Origin of the sequence: Paraburkholderia sp. GAS448, from assembly GCF_050435685.1 — a bacterium.
GTDB lineage: Bacteria > Pseudomonadota > Gammaproteobacteria > Burkholderiales > Burkholderiaceae > Paraburkholderia.
In genome coordinates this window covers 31,274-44,407 of record NZ_JBNDKT010000001.1, presented here as the reverse complement: position 1 = coordinate 44,407, position 13,134 = coordinate 31,274, and the positions used below count along the sequence as shown (strand labels likewise).

General features: G+C 57.7%; 12 protein-coding genes. 11 read left to right on the top strand and 1 reads right to left on the bottom strand.

What is annotated here, in order from left to right:
* Positions 1-31 precede the first annotated feature (31 nt).
* Entirely contained in the window at positions 32-1,072 is a 1,041-nt protein-coding gene (locus P3T23_RS00215; protein ID WP_429314201.1) for a LacI family DNA-binding transcriptional regulator, read from the bottom strand.
* Positions 1,073-1,165: 93 nt separating this feature from the next.
* Between P3T23_RS00215 and P3T23_RS00210 the strand changes: the two genes are divergently transcribed.
* The 11 genes from P3T23_RS00210 (at position 1,166) to P3T23_RS00160 (ending at position 13,109) form a co-directional block, all read left to right on the top strand.
* A complete protein-coding gene (locus P3T23_RS00210; protein WP_429314200.1) occupies positions 1,166-2,377 on the top strand; it encodes a phytanoyl-CoA dioxygenase family protein in 1,212 nt (403 codons plus the stop codon).
* A 138-nt stretch (positions 2,378-2,515) separates the two neighbouring features.
* Positions 2,516-3,430, top strand: coding sequence for a LysR family transcriptional regulator (locus P3T23_RS00205; RefSeq protein WP_429314199.1), 915 nt, complete (start codon positions 2,516-2,518; stop codon positions 3,428-3,430).
* Between the two features lie 132 nt (positions 3,431-3,562).
* Positions 3,563-4,483 (top strand): intradiol ring-cleavage dioxygenase, encoded by a 921-nt coding sequence (locus P3T23_RS00200; protein ID WP_429314198.1) that lies wholly within the window; start codon positions 3,563-3,565, stop codon positions 4,481-4,483.
* 65 nt (positions 4,484-4,548) lie between these two features.
* Positions 4,549-5,427 carry a sugar phosphate isomerase/epimerase family protein gene (locus P3T23_RS00195; RefSeq protein ID WP_429314197.1) on the top strand — a complete coding sequence of 293 codons (879 nt, stop codon included), beginning with the start codon at positions 4,549-4,551 and terminating at the stop codon, positions 5,425-5,427.
* A 41-nt stretch (positions 5,428-5,468) separates the two neighbouring features.
* Complete coding sequence (iolG, locus tag P3T23_RS00190) at positions 5,469-6,461, top strand: inositol 2-dehydrogenase (RefSeq protein ID WP_429314196.1); 993 nt, start codon at positions 5,469-5,471, stop codon at positions 6,459-6,461.
* A gap of 26 nt (positions 6,462-6,487) precedes the next feature.
* The gene (locus P3T23_RS00185; protein ID WP_429314195.1) at positions 6,488-7,576 is read left to right on the top strand and encodes a Gfo/Idh/MocA family protein; all 1,089 of its coding nucleotides are present in this window, start codon (positions 6,488-6,490) and stop codon (positions 7,574-7,576) included.
* 96 nt (positions 7,577-7,672) lie between these two features.
* Entirely contained in the window at positions 7,673-8,743 is a 1,071-nt protein-coding gene (gene chvE / locus P3T23_RS00180; protein WP_429314194.1) for a multiple monosaccharide ABC transporter substrate-binding protein, read from the top strand.
* A gap of 94 nt (positions 8,744-8,837) precedes the next feature.
* Complete coding sequence (mmsA, locus tag P3T23_RS00175) at positions 8,838-10,376, top strand: multiple monosaccharide ABC transporter ATP-binding protein (protein WP_429314193.1); 1,539 nt, start codon at positions 8,838-8,840, stop codon at positions 10,374-10,376.
* Positions 10,369-11,577: a multiple monosaccharide ABC transporter permease gene (mmsB, locus tag P3T23_RS00170; RefSeq protein WP_429314192.1), complete on the top strand. Its 1,209-nt coding sequence runs from the start codon at positions 10,369-10,371 to the stop codon at positions 11,575-11,577. Before mmsA ends, mmsB begins: the two co-directional genes overlap by 8 nt.
* A gap of 150 nt (positions 11,578-11,727) precedes the next feature.
* On the top strand, positions 11,728-12,024 hold the full coding sequence (locus tag P3T23_RS00165) for a Dabb family protein (protein WP_429314191.1): 297 nt from the start codon (positions 11,728-11,730) through the stop codon (positions 12,022-12,024).
* 23 nt (positions 12,025-12,047) lie between these two features.
* Positions 12,048-13,109, top strand: a complete 1,062-nt coding sequence (locus tag P3T23_RS00160; RefSeq protein ID WP_429314190.1) for a maleylacetate reductase — start codon at positions 12,048-12,050, stop codon at positions 13,107-13,109.
* Positions 13,110-13,134 lie beyond the last annotated feature (25 nt).

The window sequence follows — 13,134 nt, the reverse complement described above, 5'->3', positions numbered from 1 at the left end:
GTCCTGAACGTTGGACCCTTCAACATTGTCATCAGCGAAATCGGCTCGCGATGTGCTCCGGAATATTCTCGGGCGTCACGACGACGACCGATGAAGACGACGATACGGCCGACGCCGGTAGCAGCTTGTGGAAGTGCAAGACGTGTTGGCATGCCGACCGCATGTCCTGGCGTAGCTCATGATGCAGAATCGCCTGGACCTTACCTTCGCGAAGGAGATGCACGTTGTCCCTATCAAGGTCGTGTCCAATGAAGCACACTGAGGACCGCTGTCGCGCTTCGAGCGCTCGAAGAATGGCGACGTTTCCGCCCCCCATGGAGTAGACCGCGTCGATTTCGGCATGTGTGGCGATGACATCGAGGACGCGTTCTTCGGTGAGCGTGTCAAGGCCGTGGCCGCCGCTGGCATCGATCAACGTAAGCTGCGGATATCGGGTTCTCAACGCCCGTCGAAAGCTTATTTCGCGTTCCTCTTCACCCCGGAAGTGTTCATCGCTCATCGTAATTAAAACGTTGCCAGGCCGTGGACCCAGCCACTGGGCGACAAGGTATGCCGCAGTGGCGCCTGCGACCCGATTGTCCGGCCCCGCATAGGCAATGCGTCCGGACAATGGGATATCGGTGAAGGTCGTGATGACGGGAATGCCGCGCTGCTGCAATTCGCCTATTGCTTTCGCAATCTCGGGAACATCGCGGGCCTTCAGAAAAACCCCATGGCTTCCTCTGCGTCCAATCGACTGAAGAGCTTCGATGACCTCATCCGTTGTCATTGTTTCGCGCATCAGGAAACGCGGTCGAAGGACGGCCGGGTGCAGCAGGGGCAATTCTGCCTCAAGTGCATCCTTGATCTCGTCGGCAAAGCGCGCGGGGGCTTCTACGACCACGTCAACCATGAGCTTCCGCCCGGTGTTTGCCAGGTTCAGCTCCTGCTTCTCAAGTTCTTTTATGGCTTGCTCAACCCGATTGCGAGTGTGCTCCCGGACGTTTGCGCGTCCATTCAGCACCCTGTCTACAGTTGCCACTCCGAGCCCTGCCTGAAGCGCGATTTCCTTAATCAAGAATCGGTGAGCCAATCCGGCCCTCCTTTGCTGATAGTTTTTTGATGCATTTCTGAGGCTTCGCTTGGTGCCTTCCGCGCTATCCTACATCGAAAATAGGAGAGACGGATGGACTGCGAACGCGGAGACAATCTCACCGAGCGAACTAATTGGTATCGCGAAAGCGACTGCCAGTTGGGCGACTTCGTAAAGGCGCTCGAAGCGGACGGAGAGCGACCGTTGCGCTACGCCGCAAGGTCGATTCAGGCGATTCCTGTATACGAATGCTGCGATTTGGAAGAGGTTGTCTCATCCGATGAGAGGATTCGGCTACTGTCGGAATGGGCCGGGGTCCTGCGGGATGGCGCAGGGGTCTTCGTGCTCAAGCGCGCGATTACCGATACCCGATGCGTGGACGAGGCGACAGCAGTCTTCGAGTCGATTATTGAAGCGGAGAAGAAGTCGGGGCCGGCAGCTGACCATTTCGCGAAAGCAGGCGCGAACGACCGTATCTGGAACGCCCAGGAAAAACTCTGCGTTACCGCACCGGGGGTCTTCGCCAGGTACTTTTCAAACCAGTGGCTGACGGCGGCCGCCGAGGCATGGCTCGGCCCGTGTTTTCAGGTTACGTCCCAGGTCAATGTTGTCAGGCCCGGTGGGGAGGCACAGCAAGCCCATCGTGACTACCATTTGGGCTTCCAGACGGCTGAGGTGGCCGCGTCTTTTCCCGCGCACGTACACGAGATGTCGGCTTTCCTCACGTTGCAAGGTGCCGTTGCGCACAGCGATATGCCCATTGAGAGCGGTCCGACCAAGCTCCTGCCTTACTCGCAGCGATACGCTCAAGGCTATGTGGCCTGGCGTAGAGCTGATTTCCGGGAGTATTTCGAGAACAACTTCGTCCAGATGCCGCTTGCCAAGGGCGATGCCATCTTCTTCAATCCGGCGCTATTTCACGCAGCCGGCTCGAACCGAACGAGCCACGTTCAGCGCATGGCAAACCTGCTTCAAATCTCGTCAGCTTACGGTCGGGCGATGGAAGCTGTGAATCGAACGCGTATGTCCGAGACTCTCTTCCCTGTCCTTCGAGACCGGCTGAAGACCGGCAGCATGACCGAGCTCGAGGCGCTATCCGTAATTGCATCGTGCGCCGAAGGCTACTCTTTCCCGACAAACCTGGACAGAGACCCGCCTTTCAAGGGACTCGCGCCGGAAAGCCAAGGCGAGATGATGGTCCGGGCGCTTCGGGAAGATTGGGCGCCGACCAGGTTTGCGCGAGCTCTCGCCACGCATGCGTGGCGTCATGGGACTGGCGAATCCGGCCAACTGATAGATTCTTGATGTATTTTAGTGATAAAAAGATGCAGTAGCAGCACTACTATGATGCCAACGCGATACACAAAATGACTCAGCGAAATCGCGCGTGCTTCCGTATCCGGCTCGGATGCGGGCTGAGACAAGGCGTAACGGTGCAAGGGCATGGACCAGTTCAAGGAACTACAACTGTTCGTCGAGGTGGCGGAGACGGGCAGCATCAGCCGAGCTGCGGAAGCTACCGAGCTTTCCATCTCGGCGGCGAGCCGGTATCTGATTTCGCTGGAGACGAGACTCGGAGTCCACCTGGTACGGAGGACGACCCGCAACCTTTGCCTGACTGAGGCCGGCGCCGAATTTCACCGGCGGTGCAGATCTATCCTTGCTGACCTTGGCGAAGCGGAGGCTGTAGTCAAGGAAGCGGTTGTGCGTCCAAGCGGCGTTCTTCGCGTTACAGGTTCTTTGTCGTTCTGCATGCTGCACATCGCGCCGATGCTTCCTGATTTCACGGCGCGTTACCCCGACATCACGGTGGACGTGGTAGCGGCCAACCGTTACTGCGACATTATCGAGAACGGCATCGACGTCGCGATTCGTACGAAAGTCCTTGAGCCAGACAGCAACATCACGATTAGAAGACTGGCGTCAACGCGCCGGATTCTGGCTGCTTCGCCAGGCTACATTGAGGCGAACGGCTGCCCCCAATTCCCAGCGGAGCTCGTGAAGCACAGCCTGCTGAACTATCAACTTGCCGACAATCCACGCGAGCTTTCGTTCACACGAGGGCGCGAAAACGTTGTTGTCAAAGTAAAGCCATTGGTCGAGTCGAATGACGGCCAGATATTGCGCGTCGCCGCGCTCGACAACATGGGCATCCTCGTACAGCCCAAATACATCATCTACGACGACGTCAAGGCCGGTCGCCTTGTCCCGGTGCTCGACGACTGGGACCTTCCTCGGCTCACCATGAACATCGCGTTTCAGACCCGCTCGCATCTTCCGGTGAAAGTACGGTTGTTCATTGATGCGCTTGTGGAGCGGTTCCAGCGGAACGACTACGAACGGCATTGGACGGCGTGAGGCCTGTGCTCACCGCAGTTGAGGCGTCTTCCCACTCAGCGCGAAAGACTTTCCCTTTCTAGCTCTGTTTTGCCAACCACGGCGAATATAGACTCGTCTCAAAGCTGCAGAAAAGATTGATGGAGACACTCGATGCAAAGCGCAACCTCTACAGTTCAGTCCACGTCGCCGTACTTCGATGAAGCTCGCTCGGCCGAAGTCGTCAATGCACGCATGAGCGAAGACGCCGACGCTCGCCTGCGCCAGGTGATGTCGGTCCTGGTCAAGCATCTTCATGCTGCGGTCAAGGAAATTGAGCCGACCCATGAAGAGTGGTTCACCGCCATCCGCTTCCTGACCGAGACTGGGCAAATGTGCACGGACTGGCGGCAAGAGTACATCCTGCTCTCGGATATCCTCGGCGTCTCGATGCTCGTTGATGCAATCAATCATCGTCGCCCGAGCGGTGCTACGCCGAACACGATTCTGGGCCCGTTCTACATCGCCAACGCACCCGCATATCCGAACGGCGCGAACATCTGCCTGGATGGGAAGGGCGAGCCCATGGTTGTCGAAGGTCGGGTAACCGATATCAAGGGAAACCCGATTCCGAACGCGAAGCTTGAGGTGTGGCAGACCAACGACGACGGCTTCTATGACGTGCAGCAGAAAGGCATCCAGCCCGATTCCAATCTGCGCGGCGTCTTTACGTCGGATGCTGAGGGCCGCTACTGGTTCAAGTCCGTCAAGCCCCGTCACTATCCGATTCCGTCGGACGGCCCGGTGGGTAAGCTGCTCGCTGCAATGGGTCGACACCCGAACCGAGCTGCTCACCTTCACTTCATCGTGACCGCGCCTGGTTTTGACCCGGTCATCACTCACATTTTCACGCCCGACTGCCCGTATCTCCCCGAAGACGCGGTCTTCGGCGTCAAGCGCGAACTCATCGCCGAATTCAACAAGATTGACGACCCGGAAGCGGGCAAGCGCGTCGGGTTCTCGTCGCCGTTCTGGACTGTTTCGTGGGACTTCAGTCTCGCGACGTCCACCAAGCCCACACGGGCAATCCCGTAATCGTTTGGGGCGCGGGAGCGTGCCACCGAAAAACCGATGACATTGAGAGACAAGGAGTACTACATATGAGCGCGAAGAAAGAACTGCTGGCTGCGTACTGGACCCTCGCTGGCGACGTTTATCCGTGTGCACCCAACGAAATCAGCCCGTTCCCGTTGCGCGACCGCTGCGAAGCGGCTATGCGTGCAGGCTGGAGCGGCATCGGCCTCATTCTCGATGACCTCGAATACAGCATCGGGAAGTACGGGGTGTCCGGCGTCAAGAATATGCTGGATGACACGGGCATGAGGTACTTCGAACTCGAAATCCTCATGGACTGGTACTTCGACGGAGAGGCGCGTGTCAAGTCGGACGATTGCCGTCGCCGTTTCATCGAACTGGGCGGCGAACTGGGCATGCGCAATCTGAAAATCGGCGCAAACCCCTTCGACAAAAATCCGGCCGACTTTCCGCGCATGACCGACGAATTCGCGAAACTTTGCCAGGACGTGGCGACGGTTGGCGCGACGGTCGCAATCGAGTTCATGCCATTTTCTCCCATCCGCAACGTCGCTGAGGCACTGAAGGTTGCTGAAGGCGCCAACCAGCCCAACGGGGGGCTGATGGTCGACCATTGGCACGTAGCACGCGCCAAGACGCCATATAGCGAGGTTGCGAAAATTCCCGCGCACTTCATAAAAGGTGTTGAGTTGGACGACGTCGGCGCACACGTCAAGGGCTCGCTGTTTGACGACTCGACTTTTAACCGCCAGCTTTGCGGCGAAGGTGCCGGCGACTGCCCGGCCTTTGTTGATGCCTTGGAACAAGCAGGCTGCACGCTCCCGTACTACGGCGTGGAACTCATCTCGGAGGTGCACCGGAAATTTCCGCTCGACGAGATGGCAAAGCGCGCTTACGACACCACCATCGCGCAGTTCCCGGCGAAAAGCGCAACTTCCGCCTGACTCTCTTGACCTTAAACGACAAAGTATTTGTGGAGACTCACATGATTCGAATCGCCGTACTCGGTGCAGGCCGCATTGGTCGCATTCACGCTGGCAACGTCGCCGCGAGCCCGAACGCACAACTGGTCGTGGTGGCAGACCCGGTCGAAAGTGCAGCCAGGTCGTTGGCTACCCGTCTGGGCTGTGAAGCCTCGACGGAGCCCTCGGCCGTCCTTGAGCGCAAGGATATAGACGCAGTCGTCATCGGCACGCCCACGGACACGCACATCAAGTTCATGCTTGAGGCCGTCAAGCGCGGCAAGGCTGTTCTGTGCGAGAAGCCCATCGACCTGGACATGGACAAGTCGCTTGCCGCAGCAAACGAGGTCGAGCGTCTGGGTGGTCGCGTCATGCTGGCTTTCAATCGCCGGTTCGACCCGACGTCGCAAGCGTTCCGCAAAGCGATAGACGCAGGTGACGTTGGCGAAGTGCGTCAGGTCATCATTTCGAGCCGGGACCCGGGCATGCCTCCCCGCGACTATGTCGAGCACTCGGGCGGTATCTTCCGCGACATGGTTATCCACGACCTGGACATGGCCCGCTGGCTGCTCGGCGAGGAGCCGGTCGAAGTGATGGCCATGGCCAGCCGCCTCATCGACGAGTCGCTTGAAAAACTGACTGACTTCGATACGGTGATGGTTCAGTTGCGCACCGCCTCGGGCAAGCAATGTCACATCAACTGCTGCCGCGAAGCCGTGTATGGCTACGACCAGCGCATGGAAGTGTCGGGTTCCAAGGGCATGCTCCTGCAGGAAAACCTCCGTCCTTCGACAATTCGTCGCTGGTCGAAGGAAGCCACGGACGTGCGGGAGCCGCTGCTCAACTTTTTCCTCGAGCGCTACGTGGAAGCATACAAGGCTGAGCTCGAAGCTTTCGTCGAGGCACTGAACACGAATTCACCGCTGCCGACGTCTGTGCAGGACGGGCTGAAGGCGTTGCGCCTGGCAGATGCCGCACTCGAGTCCGCGTTGTCGGGAAAAACAGTCAAGGTGTAACCAGGAATCCGCAGGAGATAAGAGTCATGACGCGAAAAATGGGTCCGAACGAAACGCTTGGCGTGGCATGTCTTGGAATCACTCACCCGCATACTTCCGGGCGAGTCAAGGCAATCCAGCGTCGTACCGATGCAAAAATGCTGGGGGCGTGGGATACAAGCCCGCTGCTCACGCCATTCGTCGACGCCCTCGGTATCGAGGCGCGCTCAAAGGAAGATATCCTGGCGGACGAGAATGTGCATGTCGTGCTGGTCCACTCCAAGAGCGAGAAAATGGCCGACCTGACCATTGAGGCGCTCGAAGCGGGCAAGGCAGTGTTGTGCGAAAAGCCCGCTGGCCGCAGTTCGGTCGACGCCAGGCGCATCGTCGAAGCGGTGGAGCGTACTGGCGGACTCGTGCAAGTCGGCTATTGCTGGCGTTTCGCTCCTTCGGTCGATGCCATGCAGGCTGCCCTCAAGAGCGGTCGTCTCGGGAAAGTCGTGCAGGTGCGCGCCCACGGAGGCTGCTCACATGACGAAGCGGGCACTGCGCACATGACTCAGCCAGGCGATATCGGCGGCGCAGTGTTCGTTATCGGCTGCCACCTCATCGACCGCATTCTTTTGCACTTCGGCCTGCCGCGCTCGGTGAACGCCCGAATCACGAAGTTTCCGAATTTTCACGGTGACGAATCGCGTGAAGATGCGGCAGGTGCAGTGCTGAACTACGAAGACAAGATTGTCACCGTCGACTTCATGTCGTGGGACGTCCTGCCGTGGACCGAGAGCTGGGACATCACCGCCTACGGGACGGAAGGCATCATGTCTTCCCGCTCGCTGCCCGCGAGCTACAAGATTTATGACGTTGGCAAAGGCGCCCATCCGGAAGGCTGGACCGAATGGCAAGAGACCAGCTTCCCTGAAATCTGGGCGACGAAAAAGACAGAGTATTCGCCCGATATCGCTGAAATCGGCAATCCGGTTTACTTCGACCGTGAGTCGAACGCGTTCTTCGACGCAATGCGCAACGGCACGCAGTCGGTTGTGCCTGCCATGCAGGCGTACAACATCAGCCGTGTCATCGAGGCCATGTTCGCTTCGTCCAATGAAGCCGGTGCAGAGGTCGTTATCGGTTAAGAGTTTGAATGGCTGACGCCCTCGAGCGTCGGCCGGGGATTCCGCACTTCACAAAACGAAATCATAGATACGTATTACTAAATAGGAGATGATGTGATGAAGATTCTGAAAAGTGTCGCGCTCATTCTGGCCGCTTCGGCAGCTTTCTCGGCTATGTCTGGTGCTGCTTTCGCCCAGGATAAGGGCGTTGTTGGAATTTCGCTGCCTGACAAGACCGAATCGCGGTGGATTACCGACGGCAAAAGCATGGTCGATGCACTGAAGGCGAAAGGCTACTCGTCTGACCTGCAGTACGCGAACTACGACGTTCCGACGCAGGTGAACCAGGTCGAGAACATGCTTGCGAAGGGTGTCAAAGCGTTGGTCATTGCACCGATTGACGGCAAGACTTTTTCTGACGCCCTGGCGCTCGCCCAGAAAAAAGGCATCAAGGTCATCTCATATGACCGCCTGATTAGCCAGACCAGGAATGTCGACTACTACGCTACCTTTGACAACTACGGCGTCGGCGTCCTGCAAGCACAGAGTATTGTCAGCGCCTGGCAGAAAGCTGGCAGCAAGACCCCGTTCAACATCGAAGTGTTCGGTGGTTCCTCGGACGATAACAACGCGCATATGGTCTACGCGGGTGGCATGTCCGTTCTGAAGCCGTACATCGATAGCGGCAAGTTCGTGATTCGGAGCAAACAGATTGCCTTCGAAAAAGTCGCGACACGCAATTGGGATGGCGCGACCGCTCAGGCCCGGATGGACAACTTGCTGAGCGCATTCTATGGCAAGGACCATCTCGATGCGGTCTGGGCGCCAAATGACGCGTTGGCGATTGGCATTATCTCGTCTCTCAAAGGGGTGGGATACGGGTCGGGTCAGCAAGCGATGCCTGTCATCACGGGACAGGACGCGGACGTACAGAACGTGAAGAACATCGTTCGAGGTGACCAAACGTCAACCGTGTTCAAGGACACGCGCAAGCTCGCCAGCGTGGCGGCGGACATGGTCGACGACGCGCTGACCGGCAAGCAAGTGCCCGTCAACGACACGAAGAGCTACAACAACGGAGCGAAAATTGTTCCGACCTACCTCGTGAAACCTATCCTGGTCGACAAGGCTAATTACCAGTCTGAGCTGGTGACCAGCGGTTACTACACGCAGGGCCAACTTAAGTAAGGCATCTGAACGTCAGCGTGTCGGGACCCACAGCGAGTGGGACCCGCTTCACGCAGGCACGCTCCCGAGCGTGACCAATCGGAGGAGTTTGACCATGGATACCATTCTGGAGATGCGCGGAATTCAGAAGAGCTTTGGTGCAGTCAAAGCCCTGAACAACGTAAATCTGAGGGTACGGCAGGGCGAGATTCACGCCATTTGTGGAGAAAATGGCGCCGGAAAATCGACCCTGATGAAAATCCTCAGCGGCGTCTATCCACACGGCTCTTATTCTGGCGACGTCCTTTACGACGGTCAGGAGCGGGCATTCGCCGATATTTCCGATAGCGAGGCGGTCGGAATCATCATCATCCACCAGGAGCTCGCCCTCGTACCGATGCTCTCGATCACCGAGAACATCTTTCTTGGTAACGAGCAGTCGAAGCGCGGCATCATCGATTGGCAGGTATCGCGTGCGAAGGCCAAGGGGCTGCTGGCGAAGGTGGGGCTCACGGACTCCCCGGATGCAGCAGTCGGCACGCTCGGCATTGGCAATCAGCAGCTTATTGAAATTGCCAAGGCGTTATCGAAAGAGGTTCGCTTGCTCATTCTCGACGAGCCTACGGCCAGCTTGAATGAGAAAGACAGTGACACGCTTCTCACTCTGCTACTCGAGTTGAAATCGCGTGGCGTCACGTCAATCATCATCTCGCATAAGTTGAATGAGATCTCGCGAGTCGCGGACGGTATCACCGTGATTCGTGATGGCTCGACGGTTGACGAGCTCGACTGTAAAACTGAGAGCGTAAGCGAAGACCGCATCATCAAGGCGATGGTCGGTCGGGAGATGTCCGACCGCTACCCGCCACGCACGCCGGACATCGGCGAAATAATCTTTGAAGTCAAGGATTGGCGTGTCCAGCATCCCACACAGCGGGACCGTGCGGTTATCAAAGGTGTGAACCTGGCCGCGCGTAAGGGCGAAATCGTCGGTATCGCCGGGCTGATGGGTTCTGGACGTACAGAGCTTGCCATGAGCGTCTTTGGCGAGACGTATGGGCAAGACATCACGGGCCAGGTTTTGATACATGGAAAGCAGGTTGACGTTTCCTCGGTTCAGAAGGCCATCAAGGCGGGCATTGCCTACGTGACGGAAGACCGCAAAGGCAACGGTTTGCTCCTCGACGACAACATCAAGCGAAACATCACGCTCGCGAACCTTTCGGGGGTCTCTAGATTAGGCATCGTCGACGAGCACGAGGAGATAACGGTTGCGACTGATTTCCTAAAGAAGCTTCGAATTCGCGCTCAAGGCGTCACCCACGTCGTTGGGAACCTGTCGGGCGGAAACCAGCAGAAGGTCGTGTTGAGTAAATGGCTGTTCTCTGAACCGGAAGTGCTGATTCTCGACGAGCCCACGCGAGGCATCGATGTGGGAGCGAAGTACGAGATTTACAACATCATCAATCAGGCGGTTGCGGCAGGTAAGTGTGTGGTCATGATTTCCTCGGAAATGCCCGAACTTCTTGGCATGTGTGACCGCGTTTATGTCATGAACGAAGGCCGGTTCGTCGGCGAATTCACCGCAGAAGAGGTCTCGCAGGAAAAAATCATGCGAGCGATTATGCGAAATGGAGGTATCGAAAATGCGTAAGTCACTCTCTCCCGCGGCCGCCGAAGGCACCGAGATCAAGAAAAGTGAAGTTTTTGGTGTGGCCAAGCGTATTGGCAGCGAGTATGGACTGCTTCTTTCGCTCGTCATCATCATGGTGTTCTTCCAGATTTCGACGAGCGGCGTACTGATGCAGCCGCTCAATCTGACCAACCTGGTGCTTCAGAACAGCTACATCGTCATCATGGCTCTTGGAATGCTCATGGTGATTGTTTCAGGTCACATCGACCTCTCCGTCGGTTCAACGGCCGGTTTGGTAGGCGCGTTAGCGGCAGTATTGATGGTGCAGTATGACGTCAACTATATCTGGGCGACCATCATCTGTATCGCGGCCGGCGCGCTGATTGGCGCCTTGCAGGGCTACTGGATTGCGTTCTGGCGGATGCCGTCGTTCATTGTGACGCTAGCCGGCATGCTGGTTTTCCGTGGCATGACAAACCTCGTGCTCCAGGGTCAGTCCATCGGCCCGTTCCCTGATGCATTCGGCGCCGTGAGTTCGGGTTTCATCCCTGACCTCTTTAACGGACAGACGCTTCACATCACCTCGATTCTCCTCGGCGTGTTTGTCGGCGCGCTTTTCTTTGTGATTGAGCTTCGGCATCGTGCTGGCGCAGCGAAACATGGAGTCGAGAGCGGTTCGTTCTCAATGTTCGTGGCGAAAAATGTCGTCCTTACGGCGCTGATTGTGTTCTTCTGCTACCTGCTCGCATCCTATCGTGGCTTGCCTACCGTGCTCGTCATCATGGGTGTGCTGATTGGCGTGTACACGTTCATCATGAATCGCACGACCATCGGCCGTCGAATCTACGCGGTTGGCGGCAACGCGAAGGCTGCGCGGCTGTCGGGCGTCAGCGTTCCGGCAGTGAGCTTCCTGACCTTTGTGAACATGGGCATCCTTGCCGCGTTGGCAGGTCTGATTTTCGCCGCACGTCTGAATAGTGGAACGCCGAAGGCTGGCACCGGGTTCGAGCTCGACGTCATCGCAGCATGTTTCATCGGCGGTGCATCCGCCTCGGGTGGTGTCGGGAAGGTCGTCGGAGCGGTCGTGGGTGCCTTCATCATGGGCGTGATGAACAACGGTATGTCCATCATGGGCATCGGCGTGGACTATCAGCAGGTCATCAAAGGCATCGTTCTGCTCGCAGCCGTATTTGTTGACGTGTACAACAAGAACAAGGCTTGAGCTTCGGATTCCGGACGTGCAGCCAGACGGTGCGGACGAGAAGCCAATTTCAACGGCAGAGTGCCCGGCGGAGCCCAGGCAAAGCGTCTATCGATATGGATGCCCAAACGGATGGATCGCACGTGCATCATTAGTAAACATGGAATCGATATGATCAAGCACATCGTTATGTGGGATGTTCGCGGTGAGACGCCCGAGCAAAAGAAGAAAACGGCTCAACTGGTGAAGAGCGCCTTTGAAAGTCTCAGTGGAAAGATTCCGGGACTAAAGAAGCTCGAGGTCGGTATGGACCTGAGCGGCGTCGATTATGCCTGTGACGTCGTGCTCTACACGGAGTTTGAGGATTTTGAGTCGCTGGAGGCATACGCGTCCCATCCGGAGCATCTGCGTGTCAAGCAGGTGATTGGGGACAGTCGTATCGCGCGGCATCAGGTCGATTACATCTGAGTCGGCGAACGATAGGGAGCCTTATGTACCAATTTACCTATACGACGCCTGCCTCGCGGGTGGTGTTCGGCGCCGGCAGCATGAAGCTCATCCAGCAGGAAGTCGAAGCGCTGGGAGCTCGCAGGGCGCTGGTTCTGTGCACCCCCGAGCAGAGAGCGCAGGCCGAGATTGTTTCGGCCCTCCTCGGTCCGTCGAGTGCTGGCGTCTTTGACGGGGCGCAGATGCACGTTCCCATCGAAAACGCCCGCCGCGCGCGCGAGCACGCGAAGATGGTTGACGCTGATTGTGCGGTGGCCATCGGCGGAGGCTCGACGATTGGGCTCGGCAAGGCCATCGCACTAGAGTCGTCACTGCCGATTATCGCCATTCCAACGACGTACGCGGGTTCGGAAATGACGCCTATATACGGTATAACAGAGGCGGGCCTGAAGAAGACGGGGCGCGACGCAAAGGTCCTTCCGAAGACAGTTCTCTACGATCCGGAGCTTTCGGTCGGTTTGCCGGCTCATCTTTCGTTCGTGAGTGGCCTGAATGCGATTGCGCATGCAGCAGAGGGGTTGTATGCAAAGGATGGGAACCCCGTCATGTCGCTGATGGCAGAAGAGGGAATCCGCTCGCTCGCAAAAGGGCTCCGGGGTGTCAAGGCTGGCACCAGGGACAAGGGTGCACGCAGTGAGTGCCTCTACGGCGCCTGGCTATGTGGGATGGTTCTCGGCAACGTCGGTATGGCACTTCATCACAAACTTTGCCACACCCTCGGCGGAACCTTCAACCTGCCGCACGCGGAGACGCACGCAATTGTGCTTCCCCATGCTCTCGCCTACAACAGTGTTGTCGCAGATGAGGCAATGACGCGAATTGGTCGGGCACTGAATGTGGCCTCTGCCGCAGATGGCCTGTATGACCTGAGCCAGGAACTCGGCGTGCCTCGTGGGCTGAGTGAGATCGGCCTGCTTGAGAGCGACCTCGATCGTGCGTGCGATGTAGCAATGTCCAATCCCTACTGGAATCCGCGTCCCGTAGAGAAAGCGCCCCTTCGAGCATTGCTCCAGCGCGCCTGGGAGGGAAGTCGTCCCTGTCCTTGACGGAACGACTCGAGGCTTGGGCCAC

Coding starts and splice junctions, on each gene's coding strand:
- P3T23_RS00210 (WP_429314200.1), top strand. CDS start 1,166: ATGGACTGCGAACGCGGAGACAATCTCACCGAGCGAACTAATTGGTAT.
- P3T23_RS00205 (WP_429314199.1), top strand. CDS start 2,516: ATGGACCAGTTCAAGGAACTACAACTGTTCGTCGAGGTGGCGGAGACG.
- P3T23_RS00200 (WP_429314198.1), top strand. CDS start 3,563: ATGCAAAGCGCAACCTCTACAGTTCAGTCCACGTCGCCGTACTTCGAT.
- P3T23_RS00195 (WP_429314197.1), top strand. CDS start 4,549: ATGAGCGCGAAGAAAGAACTGCTGGCTGCGTACTGGACCCTCGCTGGC.
- iolG (WP_429314196.1), top strand. CDS start 5,469: ATGATTCGAATCGCCGTACTCGGTGCAGGCCGCATTGGTCGCATTCAC.
- P3T23_RS00185 (WP_429314195.1), top strand. CDS start 6,488: ATGACGCGAAAAATGGGTCCGAACGAAACGCTTGGCGTGGCATGTCTT.
- chvE (WP_429314194.1), top strand. CDS start 7,673: ATGAAGATTCTGAAAAGTGTCGCGCTCATTCTGGCCGCTTCGGCAGCT.
- mmsA (WP_429314193.1), top strand. CDS start 8,838: ATGGATACCATTCTGGAGATGCGCGGAATTCAGAAGAGCTTTGGTGCA.
- mmsB (WP_429314192.1), top strand. CDS start 10,369: ATGCGTAAGTCACTCTCTCCCGCGGCCGCCGAAGGCACCGAGATCAAG.
- P3T23_RS00165 (WP_429314191.1), top strand. CDS start 11,728: ATGATCAAGCACATCGTTATGTGGGATGTTCGCGGTGAGACGCCCGAG.
- P3T23_RS00160 (WP_429314190.1), top strand. CDS start 12,048: ATGTACCAATTTACCTATACGACGCCTGCCTCGCGGGTGGTGTTCGGC.